We start from the raw sequence: 17,754 nt of genomic DNA, 5'->3' as shown, positions 1-17,754 counted from the left end.
CTGAATCGCCCCTGGTTTCGTAGACACCTCCAAGCCTCATAATGAGGCCCAAATAGGAGGTGTCATGAGTCGTCAGCGTTACCCCGAAGAATTCAAAATCGAAGCGGTCAAGCAAGTGACCGAGAAAGGCAAGACTGTCGCCGATGTTGCCCAGCGCCTGGGCATGTCTGTTCACAGCCTCTACGCCTGGATCAAGCTCTACAGCAAACCCCAAGAGCAGCGTCAGCAAGACGATGAGCAGCAAGCCGAACTGCGCAAGCTTCGCGCAGAACTCAAGCGCGTGACTGAAGAGCGAGACATCTTAAAAAAGGCCGCCGCGTACTTTGCCAAGGAGTGCAACTGAAGTACGCCTTCATCAAGAAGCACTCGACGGATCACCCGGTGCGGCGCCTATGCCAAACCCTAAAGGTGCATCCCAGCGGCTACTACGCCTGGCTGACCGAGCCTCAATCTGCCCGAGCAAAAGAAGATCATCGTCTGCTTGGCTTGATCAAACATGCTTGGCTCGAAAGCGGAGGTGTGTACGGCTACCGCAAAATTCATGATGACCTGCGTGAGCTGGGAGAGACATGCGGGCGCAATCGAGTCGGACGCTTGATGCAGGCAGAGGGGTTGCGTTCGCAAACGGGCTATCGGCGGCGTCCAGGGTTTTACGGTGGAAAGCCAACAGTGGCCTCTCCCAACCATCTCGCGCGGCAGTTCAAAGTCAGTGAGCCGAATAAGGTCTGGGTAACCGATATCACTTACATCCGCACCTATGAAGGATGGCTGTACCTAGCGGTAGTCCTGGATCTGTTTTCCCGCCAAGTGATTGGCTGGTCAATGAAGCCCCGCATGTGCAGCGACCTGGCGCTTGACGCGATGTTGATGGCCGTGTGGCGCCGCAAACCACGGCAGCAAGTGATGATCCATTCAGACCAAGGCAGTCAATTCAGTAGCTCAGACTGGCAAAGCTTCTTGAAGGCCAACAATATAATCAGCAGCATGAGTCGGCGGGGAAATTGCCACGACAATGCCGTAGCCGAAAGCTTTTTCCAGCTTTTGAAGCGGGAGCGAATCCGACGAAAAATCTACGCAACACGTGACGAAGCCCGAAGTGATATTTTCGATTACATTGAAATGTTTTATAACCCAAGGCGCAGACACAGCAGTGCTATGCAGCTGTCGCCAGTAGAGTATGAGAAACGCTATTTTCTGAGCTTGGAGAGTGTCTAGGAAACCAGGGGCGATTCACCACCCCACACCTTGGCACCAGCCTTGCAGTCGAGCACTAGCGCTGTATTACTGAAATTCTAACGCTTATAATGCTACTGTATGGAATAGCTAGGTCCATGATCAATTTCTCCTGCAACGTCGTCAGCGAATATACCAAGTTCTCAAACCCCTATTTTTTGTCGGTAATAGATGGTATCGGCCTGATCTGAAACTTCTTACTGAAGAGAGGAGATTTGAAATACTGACCAACCCGATCCGCACTCTCTATTAGAGCATCAATTGCCTCTTCCAACCCATCATCTTTAAATGCAGTAGATGGATCATTCGACGGAAATGCTAGATCTGGATTTGAAGTTATGCAAGGCACTGAGGGATGCTCAATTTCCTTCAAGTATGCGAGAAAGGCGCCCTCCGCCATCATCAAGCCATAACGCCGCCAAGCATACTTTTTCCCCCAGTAATATCCATCCTTGGCTCGATGCGTAACACGCTGATCATTCTTCGCTTTGTTTTCTGCAAAGTCGTCTGAAGATTGTTGTTTGGCAGCAAGCAGGCTAAGCGTTTTATTTACAGAATCAGCCTTACCCATCGCCGAAGGTTCAACTATTCTCCGCCCGTCGGACTGAAGGATGAAACCAATATTATACCTATCTCCATTAACGAGCGCAGGCGCACTATTAGCTTCGAACTGGTATATGGTATCAGTAGTAGCGGGAGTAAATTGATGCAGATACTTACCCGTCGACAGCGGGATAATAGTATAGCCACTAATAATTACATTGTGATGAGTTCTTAAATTTCTCGACTTCATTGTTAACTTCCATGCGAGTCAGAATCCTTAATATACTGGCGAGACGCCATTTTTTCAACAACCATGCACATCCAGCAACAACGTTGGGACTGAGCAGCATTCCCAGCAAAATGAAACATGTAACCACTACATTTTTAGACTTTTTGCATCCTCTGTAAAGTGTGACCCTACCCTTATACCGGGCACATCCAACTCAGGGTGAATAGTTTTTGTTGCAATGATTATTTGATGATCCACCTTTTCGACAGAGAAATACTTTTGTATATTCATCTGAAGATTCTGAGATCGCTGATCTTCCAATCCAAAATTCTCAATCCCATCCAAGATCAGGAGCCTCGGAAACCGAACATAATCTTTAACCAATGACAATTTCAAAAGAGCCAAATGGAAGGCGTTATTTAAATATGATATAGAACTTTCAGAAAAATAGGTTTTGCCATTTACTGAAACTCTACTTGACGCAAAATCATACTCAACTTCCTCAGCTTCTTTGAACTCTCTCTCACTACCTGAGTCAGACTTTAAAAACGCAATGACAGTATCAGCAATAATCGAATGAACTTCCGCGGGCCGTAACCTTGCGAGTCCTTGCTTTAGCTCAATCGAGCTTTTTAGATGAGAAACCTTGCTTTGCAGACCCTCTCTTTTACTAGATAAAGCTGTTATAGCGTTTCTCAACTCCTCCGTTCGCTCCAAGTCAACTATTTTTTGCTCAAGCTCACCGATCTTCGCATAAAAGCCGAATAAAAGCTTTTCACGCTGACTATTATAAACTGAAACTGTAGCAACCGACTTTGTCACAGCTTTTCTCAGTTGTCTTTCGGACTCTTTCTTTTTCTTTGCATTTTCATTCAAAGCTTCACTTTTTCGGTCGTAAATCTTACTTGACTCACGCAACTGAATACTAATCTCATTCTTCATTCTGAGCATATTAGTATTTCTACGAGCCAAATAATCGTCTTCCCCGCAAAGTGAGCATACATCATCGGCTACATCAGGAAGCTCGGAAAAACAGCAAGGACAAAATTTAAAAGAAACCGAACTCAATACACTCCCAGCTTCTAAAGAATCATTTATTTCTCGCAGCTTTTGGTTTAACTCACTAAGAAAAAGCCTTATATCCTCTACTTCAAACTCCAGATCTCTATGCGCAACTTCAAGATCGTAAAGAGCCTCCTTTATCTTAGTAACTTCCGCTGCCGATTGATTGGTAGCTTGCTTTTCCTGCTTATACTCAAGCTTTACCTCTTCTTGCAGAGCAACAATCTTCTCCCTAATCGTCTTTATTTCATCAAGGTAAGAAACCCTTAGCTGGTCAGTCGTAAATAACTCTGAAGAAATTTCTGTTTTACCCAAGATACCCGTTATTGCACGTATCTCTGATATAATTTTATCTAGCTCCTTCTCACTCCTGCCAAGCTCAATCCTCTCATTATACAAATCATTATCATAAAGTCCGCATAGATATTTCCCAATTGCTTCCCTCTTAAATGCAGAGTCGAAAGGTTCAATATTAAATATACTTGCAGGAGGGTTTGCCTGATTACTATAGATTAGCCTCAACAATTGATGCATCGTTAAGTTTTCACTTGCATCAAGCTTTACTTCTGGAACACCCAAAATATCAAACAGTTTTTGTGAGAAGCTCTCTTTAGCACCTGAATTATAAGGATAAGAGAACCACTCTGACCGGCCCGCCCTCAACCCCGATGCAAGGTCACCAAAGAAAAACTGCATGCCGGCACGTTGAGTTTTGAGTATCCGATTCAGCGTAACCGCTTGCCCATTCAGTTCACACTCGACAAAAACTTCATCACAAGAGCCCGCTTCCTGTTTCCAATGCTGAACTTCATATCCGAGACCGTAAACCAGAAGCTGCACTACAGATGTTTTTCCGCCACCATTACAACCAGATAATATATTAAGTCCGGAATGAAATTTTTCATCATAGACTGCCTCCCCTGACTTCGCCACAAGAAGACGAGTTACCTTAATGGTTGGCTTGCGGATAATCATACTTAAAATCCATTAGTTTGCTGGCCGCCTTAAGTCCTGCTTTCCCCAAAATCGGCATTTTCGCCAGATGCGTCACCTCAAAGCTCAAAGCCTCTTTGGAGATACTACCATTATCACCAGTCACAATGCTTTTTAAAGCTTCGGGGATTGCACTTTTATTGAGCTTAACAATAGACTCACCATCAAAATCCATAAATCCTATACTCTCTGCCATCTGAAGCGAGGCGAAAAATATGGGGCTCATGCGATTAAATAAAGTATACGGCTCGAAATTATTATAAGGCGATTTATATTTTTTGAATTTATTCTTCTCTTGCAAAAGCTCTCGTGACAGTGGCATATCTGCTATATGAGCAGGAAAGGCAAGCAAAAAATCAAAAATCTGTAACCGTTCTACCTCAGCCTCAGCACTCACACTGAAATTACAGATTGCAGCAAGCCTCAGCAATGTATGTACTGGATCGAATGCTTTATTGTAAAGAAGCATTACTTCCACTCCAGATGACAATTCCCAGTAAGAAAGTAAAGCATCCCTTTTATCTGCCTATTATAAATCTCCAGCACATTCTCACCCAGAGCCTTTCTTATCTCTCCCTCTAGGTGTTGAGCGATCAACTGCTCAGCGATTGCTTTGGTTACACCACAGGTCACATGCGGCTTAATCTTAGAATTAAATACACTAGCTACCTCATCCAGAAGTAGCGCAATCATTTTTTGTGCTGACTTGTAGTTTTGATTCTTCATTATCAGCATTGAGATCAATTGCTTGAGCTCTTCAGCTTCATCTATCAGCTCATTAAGATTAACTTCAGTGAGCTTAGTCTCAAGGTTTCGTATCTCATATTTTTGACTATTGTAATGCACCAACTCATCAATTAGAGTGCTAACTTCCGCCCCATTCTTCACTTCATCTTTATATACATCAACCAGCAAATCCATTTGCGTCGGTCTCGGAAGAATATTGTGGTTAATTAAATCTCGCCCCGCATACGGACCAAAGAAATTAGAGTTCTTTATCCTGTTTAGGAACCACCCCATTGATATCCCTCCCTGCATACGGCCCATTAAACGTACTATTTTTTATATTATTCTTTGTTCCACCTTTAATATTAATTATCACTCTCACGCCCAACCCGAGCACAGCGAGCCCACCTAAAACAATGAGCCCATAGATGGCAAGATCACCCAATTTCAATCCCCCTTCGCTAATGGAACATCTAATTGTCGACACGTCAGGTCGATCCCCAGTCGCTCATCCTGCGTGCAGAATGTGCAGTCTTGGCCTAAGAGCAAGATGCCACTATACATCGACAGGCTAAAAAACCAATGGATCGAGCACAAGGAGATGGGTTCAGAGACCAAACAGAAGATGAGGACAGGCGCCTTGCTGGCACAAGAGGCTGGAAGAACAGGCTTCCAACCAGATAGAATCGTGGCTGGATGCACCACTCAGGTGTACCTAAGCACTGTTCCACTTCGAGATTTTGAGCGAAAAAAGTCCTTTAGAATTAAGGACTTACAGAATGGAGGCGGCCCCACCAGCCACACCCCGGCACTCGATGTTCCCGCTATGGCTGCTCCCTTCCGGGCCTGACCAGGTTAACGGGTAATCAATGCGGGGGGACCGATGGGGCCACCACTACATGCCTCGCTGAGCAGCGAGTGGCGCCATTGTACCGGTCTTGAGGGCAGATACAACCTCTGTAGGCGAAAAAGTCATCATTTCTCAATGACTTGTCAGATCGTGGGGCCGCAGTGCGGCCCGATCGCGACGCAAGGCCACGCCTACTGGGGATAGCGCAGGGCTCTAAACAACAATGCCCTGCTCGGCCAGGAATGTGACGAATGCATCTTCATCCAGCACCTTCACGCCCAGCTCGCTGGCCTTGGCCAGCTTGGAGCCCGCCCCCGGCCCTGCCACCACGCAATGGGTCTTGCCAGAAACCGAACCCGCCACCTTGGCCCCCAGGCTTTCCAGCTTGTCCTTGGCAATATCGCGGCTCATGCGTTCCAGCGTGCCGGTCAGCACCCAGGTCTGGCCTGCCAGCGGCAAGCCTTCGGCAACCTTCTTCTCGCAGCTCCAGTGCATGCCGAACGCCAGCAACTGCGCTTCGATGTCCCGCGCCAGTTTCTGGTTCGCTTCATCCTTGAAGAACTCACGCACAGCATCAGCCTGCTTGGCCGCCAGGGCCTGGCGCAGGTCGATGCCGTCGGCGGCGATGATCTTCTCCAGGCTGTCGAGCTTGGCCACCAGCTTCTCGGCACCGGTCGGGCCGACCGAGGCGATGTCGAGCTTGGCAATCATCCCAGCCAAGGTAGTACTGGCGGCGAACTCGGCAGCCAGTTCGCCTTCGTCCTGCAATTTCATGCCACTGGCCAGAAGTTGTTCAATGACCTTCTGGTTGTGCTCGTCTTCGAAGAAATTATGGATTTCGTAGGCCACCTCCAGGCCGATATCCGGCAAGTAGGTCAGCACTTGCGGCAGTGCCTGCTGCACACGCGCCAAGCTGCCCAGCGAGCGGGCCAGCACCTTGGCGGTCTCTTCGCCTACGTCGGGAATGCCCAACGCGTAGATGAACCGTGCCAGGCTCGGGCGCTTGCTGGCCTCAATGGCATCGAGCAACTTCTTGCTGGACACCTCGGCGAAGCCTTCAAGGCCAACGATCTGCTCGAACGCCAGTTTGTACAGATCAGCCGGCGAGCCGATCAGGCCTTCGTCCACCAACTGCTCGACACTCTTCTCGCCCAGGCCGTCGATGTCCATGGCCCGGCGCGACACATAGTGAATGATCGCCTGCTTGAGCTGGGCGCCACAGGCCAGGCGACCAACGCAGCGGTACACCGCGCCTTCGCTGGTGGTTTCCTTGCCCTTGCTGCGCTTTACCAGTTGGGTACGCTCGACTTGCGAGCCACACACCGGGCATGCGCTTGGCACTTCTACCGGGCGGGCATCGTCGGGGCGACGCTCCAGCACCACCTGCATCACCTGCGGGATCACGTCACCGGCACGGCGGATGATCACCGTATCGCCAATGCGCAAGCCCAGCCGAGCGATTTCGTCCATGTTGTGCAGGGTGGCGTTGGACACGGTTACTCCGGCCACCTTGACCGGCTTCAGGCGTGCCACAGGCGTTACCGCACCGGTACGGCCAACCTGGAACTCGACGTCCAGCACCTCGGTCAGCTCTTCCATGGCTGGGAATTTGTGGGCAATCGCCCAGCGTGGCTCTCGGGCGCGGAAGCCCAGTTCGCGCTGGGCAGCCAGGTTGTTAACCTTGAATACCACACCGTCGATCTCATACGGCAGGCTGTTACGCCGCTCGCCAATGTCGCGGTAATAGGCCAGGCATTCTTCGATACCCGCCGCATGCCTGAGCTCGCGACTGATCGGCATGCCCCAGGCCTTGAGCTGTTCGAGGACACCGATATGGCTGTCGCCGATGCTCTCGGACACCTGGCCGACGCCATAGCAGCAGAACTCCAGCGGGCGGCTGGCGGTGATTTTCGAATCCAGCTGGCGCAGGCTACCGGCGGCAGCGTTGCGCGGGTTGGCGAAGGTCTTGCCGCCGGCTTCGGCCTGAGCGGCATTGAGCCGGTCGAAACCGGCCTTGCTCATATACACCTCGCCGCGCACTTCCAGCACTGCTGGCCAGCCCTCGCCCTGCAGTTTGAGCGGGATGTTGCGCACGGTGCGCACGTTGGCACTGATGTCTTCGCCGGTGGTACCGTCGCCACGGGTGGCGCCCTGCACCAACTGGCCATCGCGGTACAACAGGCTCACGGCCAAGCCATCGAGCTTGGGTTCACAGCTGTAGTCGACCGCACCGGGTTGGTCGAGGCCTTCAACCACGCGGCGGCCGAATTCGCGCAGGTCGGTTTCTTCAAAGGCGTTGCCCAGGCTGAGCATGGGCACTTCGTGGCGTACCTGGCTGAACGCAGACAAAGCCTCGCCACCGACGCGCTGGGTTGGCGAATCGGGGGTTACCAGGTGGGGGTGTTCAGCCTCCAACGCCTTGAGCTCGTTGAACAGGCGGTCGTATTCGGCATCGGGCACGCTGGGCTCGTCGAGCACGTAATAGCGATAGTTGTGCTGGTCGAGTTCGGCACGCAGTTCATGGATACGGGTTTCGGCGGTCATTTCTCAGGTTCTCTTGCAAAGCAAAAGAGCAGCCCTTGGCTGCTCTTGCGCTTGAAACAGGGTGGACAGCACCAGGCCAGGCCTGCCCACTTGGGCATATCAGCGCTTCTGGGTCAGCGCACGGCGCTCGAACTCGACGATACGCTGGCGATAATGCTCGATGGTCTGGGCCGTCAGCACGCTGCGCTGATCGTCCTTGAGCTCACCGTTCAGTTCGTGGGCCAGCTTGCGTGCGGCGGCCACCATCACATCGAAGGCCTGCTTCGGATGACGCGGGCCCGGCAGGCCGAGGAAGAAGCTCACCGCGCGGGTGCTGAAGTGGTCGATGTCGTCCAGGTCGAACACACCAGGCTTGACCGCGTTGGCCATGGAGAACAGCACTTCGCCGTGGCCGGCCATGCTCTCGTGACGATGGAAGATATCCATTTCGCCGAAGCGCAGGCCGCTTTCCAGAATGTTCTGCAGCAACGCCGGGCCCTTGAAGCCACCCTCGTCGCGGGAAATCACGCTGATCACCAGCACTTCTTCGGCTGGCGGCAAGTCCTTGACGCTGCTGCTGGCAGCCGGCGCAGCATTGCTGCGGGTGTTGTCGGCGGCAAAGTCGTCGTCGCTGTCGGCAAACAGGTCAGGCTCGCGTGGCTCGGCGCTCAGGTTAAGGTCGCCCTGCTGCACATCGGCAGCCGCGGCGCGCTTGCCGCGCTTGCTGGCCTTGGCCGGCTTGTGCTCGCGTTCTCGATCACGCGCAGAAGCGCTGAGCGACGGCAGGTCGCTTTCGTCCAGCTCAGGCTCCTTGTGGGTATCCAGCACCCGCGACGGGCCGAGCACTTCGGCACTGCCGCCTTCCTCGTCCGGCACATTGGAATAACTGCGATCCAGACGGAATTTCAACTTGCCTTTCCCGCCGCGCATGCGGCGCCAGCCGTCGAAAAGAATCCCGGCAATGACAATGATGCCGATGACGATCAGCCACTCGCGCAGACCGATTTCCATGTAATCCCGTGCCTCTATAAAAATATGCTTGAAAACAAAGGGTTCAAAGCCCTTTAACACGTGGCGCCAACTCTATGTTCTGACAGGCGTTTTACCCACGCAAAAAACGAGTGACATTAAGCTAGCACGACCAAAGACAACTTTACACCGTCTGTCGCACATGACGGGGGCATTTCACTGCAGAAAATGCCTCCATCGTCGCGCATCAAGCGTCGACCATGGCCATGGCCGCCTCCACATCAACTGCAACAAGACGTGAACAACCGGGTTCATGCATGGTCACCCCCATCAATTGGTCCGCCATTTCCATGGCAATCTTGTTATGGGTGATGTAGATGAACTGCACGCTTTCACTCATTTCCTTGACCAGGCGCGCATAGCGCCCGACGTTGGCATCGTCCAGCGGCGCATCGACCTCGTCGAGCATGCAGAACGGTGCGGGGTTCAACTTGAAGATGGCAAACACCAGCGCCAAGGCGGTCAGTGCTTTCTCGCCGCCGGACAGCAGATGGATGGTGCTGTTCTTCTTGCCCGGTGGCCGCGCCATGATCGTCACCCCTGTATCGAGTAGATCTTCGCCCGTCAGTTCCAGATAAGCGCTGCCACCACCGAAAACTTTTGGGAAAAGTGCCTGTAATCCGGCATTTATCTGATCAAAGGTATCCTTGAAGCGGTTGCGGGTTTCCTTGTCGATTTTGCGAATGACGTTTTCCAGGGTCTCCAGCGCTTCGACCAGGTCGGCGTCCTGGGCGTCCAGGTAGCGTTTTCGCTCGGACTGCTGTTCATATTCTTCGATGGCCGCCAGGTTGATCGCCCCCAGGCGCTGGATGCGCGCTTCAAGCTGTTCCAACGCCTGTTCGGTACCCTGCTCGCTGGCCTCGGCCTCCAGGGTAGCGAGCACGCCTTGCAGGTCGTAGCCGTCGGCCAGCAGTTGCTCCTGCAGCGTCTTGCGTCGCACATCAAGGCCTTGGCACTCCAGGCGCAGCTGCTCCAGCTGGCCGCGCAGCAGCTGGGCCTGCTGCTCAGCCTGGGTGCGCCGTTTTTCGGCATCACGCAGCTCGCGGTCGGCTTCGTCCATGTGCAGGCGGGCCTGGCGCATTTCCTCGTCGACGCTCATGCGTCGTTCCAGCAACTCTTCGAGCTTCAGGCGCAGCTCTTCCTGCGGGGCCTCACCCTCCTCCAGGTTCAGGCTCAGTTGCTCCTGCCGCTCGGTCAAGCGCGCAGCCTGCTGTTCCAGGCGCTCCAGGGCCTGGCGGGTGGAATCGTGCTGGGCACGCAGCGACCCTAGACGCACCGCGAGCTGGTGGGCGTGATCCTTGTGCTGGCGAGCCTCCTGGCGCACCCGGTCGAGGCCTTCGCGCAGGGTGTCGCGGCGGGCCATCAACTGTTCGCGCTGCTCGGTGTCCTGGGCCATCAGCTCAAGGGCTTCTTGCAACAACAGGCGTGCTTCGCCCAGTTGCTCGTGCTCCAGGGCGCGCTGCTCTTCCAGTTCGCTCAGTTCTTCTTGCAGGCGCCGGCGGCGCAGCTCGACCTGCTCGGCACGCGCACGGCTGGCCGAAAGGTTGGCCTTCAGCTCGCCGTGCAGGCGGCTCTCTTCCTGGGTGCGGCGGCGCAACTGTTCGCGCTGCTCCTCCAGGCCCAACTGCTGCTCGCGCAGGGCCTGCAACTGTTGATCGAGCTGCTCCAGTGCTGCTTCCTGTTCCAGTTGTTCCTGGCCCAGGCGCTCGATTTCCTGGCCGCGCGCCAGCACGCCGCCTTCGGCTTCACCACCACGGCGCACCCGCAAGAAGTGCCGGCCAACCCAGTAGCCATCTCGGCTGACCAAACTATGCCCTTCGCCAAGCGATGCGCGCTGCGCCAGTGCCTGGGCAAGGTCTTCCACGGGCTTGACCTGGCCCAACCAGGGCGCCAGGTCGATACGGCCCTGGACCTTTTCCAGCAGGCTGCCCGGCAAAGGCAAGCTGTTGTCGCTGGCCAGCAGCAGGCGCAACTCGCCTTGCTCCAGGCCAGCAAAATCGAGGCGGTTGAAATCGTCTACCAGCACAGCCTGCAGATCGGCGCCGAGCACAGTCTCCACGGCCGTTTCCCAACCTGGCTCTACTCGCAATCCTTCGGCCAGCCGCGGCTGTTGCTCCAGCCCTTGGTCGTGCAGCCAGTGCGCAGCGCCTGTACCCGGCTCCAGTGCAGCCTGCTGCAAGGCTTCAAGCGAGGCCAGGCGCCCGCCCAGGCGCTGCAGGTCGCCCTGTGCCTGCTGCTGGGCCTGGGTGGCCTGCTGCAGTTGCTCGCGCGTGCCTTCCAGGCGCTCGACCACCTGCTCTTCGGACAGTTGCAATTCTTCCAGTAACATTTCGCTGCTGGCCAGTTGCTCGGCAAATTCGAGCATGGCCACATCCTGCGGCTCGCTACCCAGCTGCTCGCGCTCCTCGCCCAGCTTGCGCTGGCGCTCGGCCTGGCGCTCCAGGCTGGTTTCCAGCTGCTGCAGGCGCGCCTGCTGCACTTCAGCCTGGCGGCGCGGCTCGGCGGAACGGCTGTTGAAGCTGTCCCACTGTTCCTGCCAGCCGTGCATGCCCAGCTCGGCCTCCTCAAGCGCGGCAGCGGCCTCTTCGGCAGCGGCCAGGGTCATTTCCTGCTCGGGTTCGAGCATGGCCAGCTCTTCGCCCAAGGTGGCCAGCAGGGTGCGGTCGTGGCCAAGGTGCGATTCGGTTTCCAGGCGGGTGCGTTCGGCCTCTTTGAAGTCGTCCTGCAACTGGCGCAAGCGCTGCTGGCCGTGCTGGATGCTCTGCTCGACCCGGGCGATGTCACCGGCCACGGAGTAGAAGCGGCCTTGCACCTGATTGAAGCGTTCGGACAATTCGTGATGGCCGTCACGCAGGCGTTCGATGCTCGCGTCGGCATTGCGCTGCTCGGCCACCAGCGCCTCGTGGGACACGCCCTGATCGCCGATCACCGACTCGCGCTGGCGTACCTGCTCGTCAAGGCCGCGCCAGCGCAAGGCCGCCAGGCACGCCTTCATCTGGCGCTCCTGGGCCTTGTACTCGCGGTACTTCTCGGCGGCCTGGGCCTGACGATGCAGCCGCTCCAGCTGGCGCTCGAGCTCTTCGCGCAAGTCGGTCAGGCGGGCCAGGTTTTCCTGGGTGCGGCGGATGCGGTTCTCGGTTTCGCGGCGGCGCTCCTTGTACTTGGAGATGCCGGCGGCTTCCTCGATGAAGTTGCGCAGCTCCTCGGGCTTGGCTTCGATCAGCTTGGAGATCATGCCCTGCTCGATGATCGAATAGCTGCGCGGCCCCAGGCCGGTACCGAGGAAGATGTCGGTAATGTCACGCCTTCGGCATTTGGTGCCGTTGAGGTAATAGCTGTTCTGCCCGTCGCGGGTCACCTTGCGCCGGATCGAGATCTCGGCGTAGGCAGCATATTCGCCAACCAGGGTAGTTTCGCTGTTGTCGAACACCAGCTCGATGCTCGCCTGGCTGACCGGTTTGCGGCCACTCGAGCCGTTGAAGATGACGTCGGTCATCGACTCGCCGCGCAGGTTCTTTGCCGAACTCTCGCCCATCACCCAGCGCACCGCGTCGATGATGTTGGACTTGCCGCAGCCGTTGGGGCCTACCACAGCCGCCATGTTGCTGGGGAAGTTGACCGTGGTCGGGTCGACGAACGACTTGAACCCGGCCAGACGAATGCACTTCAGGCGCATCGGTCAGCCTCGGGCCAGTGCCGCCAGCACCAGTTCGCAGCTGCGCTGGCCGTAGGCAGTGAGCACCTCGCGAATGCGCGGCAGGTCACGGGCGACCACGGCTTCGAGCAGCCGGGCGAACAGGTCGAGGTAGTCGATCATGTTGGCCTGTCGCTGGTCCAGCGACAGGTAGTAGGCACGGCTCATGGCCGGCTGCAGGTTTTCCACGGTTTCCTGCAGGAACGGGTTGTCGGCGAACGGATAGGCCGCGCGCATCACCGCAAAGCTGTCGGCGACGAAGGTCTTGATGTCGAGTTGGTCATGGGCACGCTGCAGGCGCTGCTGGATTTCCAGAAACGGGCGCAGGTCGGCTTCGGTGCGCCATTTTTGCGCAACCGCGTTACCCAGCAGGATGTAGAACTCGCCCATCAGCGAGCACAGGCTGCGCACGCTGCGCTCGTCCAGCTCGGTTACATGGGCACCCCGGCGCGGCAAGATGGCCACCAGGTGGCGGCGTTCGAGAATCAGCAGTGCTTCGCGCACCGACCCACGGCTGACGTTGAGCGCCTGGGTGACCTTCTGCTCCTGGATACGCTCGCCTGGCGCCAGCTCGCCGCGGATGATGCGTTCGGCCAGGTAATCGGCAATCTGCTCGGAGAGGCTGTCCGGGGCCTTGAACGTCATGGTTTTCCTTCAAAATCATTGAACTGGGCACAAGGGGCGGATTGTAGCGTACTTGGGCGGTAATCGCGCAGAGGGCCCGGGCGGTTTATTTGACCTGCCAGACAGCCATGCGCCCGGCGCGATCTATGCTTGGGATATGGGCAATGTGTTCGGCCGGGCATGGACATGAGCATTTTCTTGACCTTTGAGTCAGAAAAATATTGACCTGCTAGACAGGTGTTGCTTAGAGTCCGCCCAACAACAATAAAACCATTGCGAGGCCATCCCCGTGATCCAGTTTCTCGTCAACCAGGAGCTGCGTAGTGAGCACGCCCTGGACCCGAACATGACGGTGCTGCAGTACCTGCGCGAGCACCTGGGCAAACCCGGTACCAAGGAGGGCTGCGCCAGTGGTGACTGCGGCGCCTGCACCGTGGTAGTCGGCGAACTGACCCAGGACGAACAAGGCAACGACAGCCTGCGCTACCGCAGCCTCAACTCGTGCCTGACATTCGTCTCGTCGCTGCACGGCAAGCAGCTGATCAGCGTCGAAGGGCTCAAGCACCAAGGCCAACTGCACAGCGTGCAACAGGCCATGGCCGATTGCCACGGCTCGCAATGCGGCTTCTGCACCCCCGGCTTCGTCATGTCGCTGTTCGCCCTGCAAAAGAACAGCAGCGGCCCCGACCTGCACCAGGCCCAGGAAGCCCTGGCCGGCAACCTGTGCCGCTGCACCGGCTACCGGCCGATCCTCGACGCCGCCGAGCAGAGCTGCCGCCAGCCCTGCCGCGACCAGTTCGATGCCCAGCAGGCGCAAACCATCAGCCGCCTCAAGGCCATTACGCCAACCCAGACCGGCGAGCTGAACAGCGGTGACAAGCGCTGCCTGGTGCCGCTGACCGTAGCCGACCTGGCCGACCTGTACAGCTCGCACCCCGAAGCCCGCTTACTGGCCGGTGGTACCGACCTGGCGCTGGAAGTGACCCAGTTTCACAAGACCTTGCCCGTGATGATCTATGTCGGTCACGTGGCCGAGCTCAAGCGCATCGAGAAAACCGCCAGCCACCTGGAAATCGGCGCCGCCACCCCGCTCACCGACTGCTACGGCGCGCTGAACGACGAATACCCCGACTTTGGCGCCCTGCTGCACCGCTTCGCCTCGCTGCAGATCCGCAACCAGGGCACGCTGGGCGGCAACATCGGCAACGCCTCGCCCATCGGCGACTCGCCTCCCCTGCTGATTGCCCTGGACGCGCAGGTGGTCCTGCGCCAAGGCGAGCGCCAGCGGGTGATGCCACTGGAAGACTACTTCATCGACTACCGCATCACCGCCCGCCAGGACAGCGAGTTCATCGAGAAGATCATCGTGCCGCGCGCCACCCGCGACTGGGCGTTCCGCGCCTACAAGGTGTCCAAGCGGCTGGACGATGACATCTCCGCCGTGTGCGCGGCATTTAACCTGAGCATCGAAAACGGCGTGGTCAGCGGCGTGCGCATCGCCTTCGGCGGCATGGCAGCGATCCCCAAGCGCGCCCGCGCCTGCGAGGCGGCGCTGCGTGGCAAACCGTGGGACCAGGCCGCCATCGAGCGCGCCTGCCTAGCCCTGGCCGAAGACTTCACCCCGCTCAGCGACTTCCGCGCCAGCAAGGAATACCGCCTGTTGACTGCGCAAAACCTGTTGCGCAAGTACTTCATCGAACAGCAAACGCCGTACATCGAAACCCGGGTGACCGCTTATGTCTAACCATCACGTAGCCAAAAGCCAGGCCGAGATGGCCGAATTGTTCAGCCAGGACCTGACCACCGGGGTGGGCCGCAGCGTCAAGCACGACAGCGCCGACAAGCATGTATCTGGCGAGGCGCTGTACATTGACGATCGCCTGGAATTTCCCAACCAGTTGCACGTCTATGCGCGCACCGCCGACCGTGCTCATGCGCGCATCCTGCGTATCGACACCACGCCATGCTATGCCTTCGACGGCGTGCGCATCGCCATCACTCACGAAGACATCCCCGGCCTGAAGGACATCGGCCCGGTGGTGGCCGGCGACCCACTGCTGGCCATCGACAAGGTCGAGTTCTTCGGCCAGCCCGTGCTTGCCGTCGCTGCCTGTGACCTTGAAACCGCTCGCCGCGCGGCCATGGCCGCCATCGTCGAATACGAAGATCTGGAGCCGGTACTGGACGTGGTCGAAGCGCTGCGCAAGAAACACTTCGTGCTCGACAGCCACACCCACCAGCGCGGCGATTCCGCTGCCGCCCTGGCCAGCGCCCCGCACCGTATCCAGGGGACCCTGCATATCGGCGGCCAGGAACACTTCTACCTGGAAACGCAAATTTCCTCGGTGATGCCTACCGAAGATGGCGGCATGATCGTCTACTGCTCCACGCAAAACCCCACCGAAGTGCAGAAACTGGTCGCCGAAGTGCTCGACGTGCCAATGAACAAGGTGGTGCTGGACATGCGCCGCATGGGTGGCGGTTTTGGCGGCAAGGAAACCCAGGCTGCGAGCCCGGCGTGCCTGTGCGCGGTCGTGGCGCGCCTGACCGGCCAGCCGACCAAGATGCGTCTGCCACGGGTCGAAGACATGACCATGACCGGCAAGCGCCACCCGTTCTACGTCGAGTACGACGTGGGCTTTGACGACAACGGCCGGCTGCACGGTATCAACTTCGACCTGGCCGGCAACTGCGGCTACTCGCCCGACCTGTCCGGTTCGATCGTCGACCGTGCCATGTTCCACTCCGACAACGCCTACTACCTGGGCGATGCCACCGTGCACGGCCACCGCTGCAAGACCAACACTGCCTCCAACACCGCCTACCGTGGCTTTGGCGGCCCACAGGGCATGGTTGCCATCGAGCAGGTGATGGACCACATCGCCCGCCATCTGGGCCGTGATCCGCTGGCAGTGCGCAAGGCAAACTACTACGGCAAGACCGAGCGTAACGTCACCCATTACTACCAGACCGTCGAGCACAACATGCTCGACGAGATGACCGCCGAGCTGGAGGCCAGCAGCGACTATGCCGAGCGTCGCGAGTCGATCCGCCGTTTCAATGCCAACAGCCCGATCCTGAAGAAAGGCCTGGCACTGACGCCGGTCAAGTTCGGTATTTCGTTCACCGCCACCTTCCTCAACCAGGCCGGCGCACTGATCCATATCTACACCGACGGCAGCATTCACCTGAACCACGGCGGCACCGAGATGGGCCAAGGCCTGAACACCAAGGTGGCACAGGTGGTGGCGCAGATCTTCCAGGTGGATTTCAGCCGCATCCAGATCACCGCCACCAACACCGACAAGGTGCCCAACACCTCGCCGACAGCTGCCTCCAGTGGCGCCGACCTGAACGGCAAGGCGGCGCAAAACGCTGCCGAAATCCTCAAGCGTCGCCTGACCGAGTTCGCCGCACGGCACTATCAGGTGACCGAGGAAGACGTCGAGTTCCGCAACGGCCACGTGCGCGTACGCGACCAGATCGTCAGCTTCGAGCAACTGGTGCAGCAGGCTTACTTCGCCCAGGTGTCGCTCTCCAGCACCGGTTTCTACCGCACGCCGAAGATTTTCTACGACCGCAGCCAGGCCCGCGGCCGGCCGTTCTACTACTTCGCCTTTGGCGCTGCCTGCGTAGAAGTGATCGTCGACACCCTGACCGGCGAGTACAAGATGCTGCGCGCCGACATCCTGCACGACGTGGGCGATTCGCTGAACCCGGCGATCGACATCGGCCAGGTGGAAGGCGGATTCATCCAGGGCATGGGCTGGCTGACTACCGAAGAGCTGGTGTGGAACGCCAAGGGCAAGCTGATGACCAACGGCCCGGCCAGCTACAAGATCCCGGCAGTTGCCGACATGCCGCTGGACTTGCGGGTGAAGCTGGTGGAAAACCGCAAGAACCCGGAAGACACCGTGTTCCACTCCAAGGCCGTGGGCGAGCCACCGTTCATGCTCGGCATCGCTGCCTGGTGTGCGATCAAGGACGCCGTGGCCAGCTTGGCCGATTACCGGGTGCAGCCGAACATCGACGCGCCGGCGACACCGGAGCGGGTGCTGTGGGGTTGTGAGCAGATGCGCAAGGCGCTGGCTGAAACCCAACCTGCCGAACAGGAACTGGAAACCGTCACCCACTGACAGCGAGGTTCCATGCAGGAGCGGCCTTGTGTCGCGAAAGGGCTGCGCAGCAGCCCCAACAATCTATGTAGTAACCGATATTTTGGGGCCGCTTCGCAGCCCTTTCGCGACA

The 17,754-nt window shown here is 57.3% G+C and carries 11 protein-coding genes and 1 other RNA gene; 3 read left to right on the top strand and 9 right to left on the bottom strand.

Features of this window, described 5'->3' with window-relative positions; all coding sequences use genetic code 11:
• Positions 1-64 precede the first annotated feature (64 nt).
• A protein-coding gene (locus tag DM807_RS08360; protein WP_085985440.1) for an IS3-like element ISPpu22 family transposase occupies positions 65-1,215 on the top strand; the annotation gives its coding sequence in 2 pieces (ribosomal slippage) (positions 65-299 and positions 299-1,215; 1,152 coding nt in all).
• 169 nt (positions 1,216-1,384) lie between these two features.
• Here DM807_RS08360 and DM807_RS08355 read toward each other — a convergent pair.
• The 9 genes from DM807_RS08355 to DM807_RS08315 form a co-directional block, all read right to left on the bottom strand.
• Positions 1,385-2,026, bottom strand: coding sequence for a hypothetical protein (locus DM807_RS08355; protein ID WP_179027262.1), 642 nt, complete (start codon positions 2,024-2,026; stop codon positions 1,385-1,387).
• A 126-nt stretch (positions 2,027-2,152) separates the two neighbouring features.
• On the bottom strand, positions 2,153-4,042 hold the full coding sequence (locus DM807_RS08350) for a coiled-coil domain-containing protein (RefSeq protein ID WP_179027261.1): 1,890 nt from the start codon (positions 4,040-4,042) through the stop codon (positions 2,153-2,155).
• A complete protein-coding gene (locus tag DM807_RS08345; RefSeq protein WP_179027260.1) occupies positions 4,017-4,529 on the bottom strand; it encodes an ABC-three component system middle component 5 in 513 nt (170 codons plus the stop codon). The genes DM807_RS08350 and DM807_RS08345 overlap by 26 nt, the downstream gene beginning before the upstream one ends.
• Positions 4,529-4,981: an ABC-three component system protein gene (locus DM807_RS08340; RefSeq protein WP_179027259.1), complete on the bottom strand. Its 453-nt coding sequence runs from the start codon at positions 4,979-4,981 to the stop codon at positions 4,529-4,531. The genes DM807_RS08345 and DM807_RS08340 overlap by 1 nt, the downstream gene beginning before the upstream one ends.
• Before the next feature lie 594 nt (positions 4,982-5,575).
• Positions 5,576-5,672, bottom strand: an RNA gene (ffs, locus tag DM807_RS08335) — signal recognition particle sRNA small type.
• A 177-nt stretch (positions 5,673-5,849) separates the two neighbouring features.
• The gene (gene ligA / locus DM807_RS08330) at positions 5,850-8,180 is read right to left on the bottom strand and encodes an NAD-dependent DNA ligase LigA (protein ID WP_060493782.1); all 2,331 of its coding nucleotides are present in this window, start codon (positions 8,178-8,180) and stop codon (positions 5,850-5,852) included.
• 99 nt (positions 8,181-8,279) lie between these two features.
• Positions 8,280-9,170: a cell division protein ZipA gene (gene zipA, locus DM807_RS08325; RefSeq protein WP_012273423.1), complete on the bottom strand. Its 891-nt coding sequence runs from the start codon at positions 9,168-9,170 to the stop codon at positions 8,280-8,282.
• A 205-nt stretch (positions 9,171-9,375) separates the two neighbouring features.
• The gene (gene smc / locus DM807_RS08320; RefSeq protein ID WP_179027258.1) at positions 9,376-12,864 is read right to left on the bottom strand and encodes a chromosome segregation protein SMC; all 3,489 of its coding nucleotides are present in this window, start codon (positions 12,862-12,864) and stop codon (positions 9,376-9,378) included.
• A gap of 3 nt (positions 12,865-12,867) precedes the next feature.
• Positions 12,868-13,527, bottom strand: a complete 660-nt coding sequence (locus tag DM807_RS08315) for a GntR family transcriptional regulator (protein ID WP_012273425.1) — start codon at positions 13,525-13,527, stop codon at positions 12,868-12,870.
• Positions 13,528-13,795: 268 nt separating this feature from the next.
• Here DM807_RS08315 and xdhA point away from each other — a divergent pair, with 268 nt between their 5' ends.
• Complete coding sequence (gene xdhA, locus DM807_RS08310) at positions 13,796-15,250, top strand: xanthine dehydrogenase small subunit (RefSeq protein WP_012273426.1); 1,455 nt, start codon at positions 13,796-13,798, stop codon at positions 15,248-15,250.
• Positions 15,243-17,642: a xanthine dehydrogenase molybdopterin binding subunit gene (gene xdhB, locus DM807_RS08305; protein ID WP_179027257.1), complete on the top strand. Its 2,400-nt coding sequence runs from the start codon at positions 15,243-15,245 to the stop codon at positions 17,640-17,642. Before xdhA ends, xdhB begins: the two co-directional genes overlap by 8 nt.
• Positions 17,643-17,754: the final 112 nt, after the last annotated feature.

Source organism: Pseudomonas hunanensis, from assembly GCF_013393325.1.
Taxonomy (GTDB): Bacteria; Pseudomonadota; Gammaproteobacteria; order Pseudomonadales; family Pseudomonadaceae; genus Aquipseudomonas; species Aquipseudomonas putida_P.
Note: the sequence above shows the minus strand (reverse complement) of the source record. Positions and strands in the feature narration are given on the sequence as shown.

Coding starts and splice junctions, on each gene's coding strand:
- DM807_RS08355 (WP_179027262.1), bottom strand. CDS start 2,026: ATGAAGTCGAGAAATTTAAGAACTCATCACAATGTAATTATTAGTGGC.
- DM807_RS08350 (WP_179027261.1), bottom strand. CDS start 4,042: ATGATTATCCGCAAGCCAACCATTAAGGTAACTCGTCTTCTTGTGGCG.
- DM807_RS08345 (WP_179027260.1), bottom strand. CDS start 4,529: ATGCTTCTTTACAATAAAGCATTCGATCCAGTACATACATTGCTGAGG.
- DM807_RS08340 (WP_179027259.1), bottom strand. CDS start 4,981: ATGGATTTGCTGGTTGATGTATATAAAGATGAAGTGAAGAATGGGGCG.
- ligA (WP_060493782.1), bottom strand. CDS start 8,180: ATGACCGCCGAAACCCGTATCCATGAACTGCGTGCCGAACTCGACCAG.
- zipA (WP_012273423.1), bottom strand. CDS start 9,170: ATGGAAATCGGTCTGCGCGAGTGGCTGATCGTCATCGGCATCATTGTC.
- smc (WP_179027258.1), bottom strand. CDS start 12,864: ATGCGCCTGAAGTGCATTCGTCTGGCCGGGTTCAAGTCGTTCGTCGAC.
- DM807_RS08315 (WP_012273425.1), bottom strand. CDS start 13,527: ATGACGTTCAAGGCCCCGGACAGCCTCTCCGAGCAGATTGCCGATTAC.
- xdhB (WP_179027257.1), top strand. CDS start 15,243: ATGTCTAACCATCACGTAGCCAAAAGCCAGGCCGAGATGGCCGAATTG.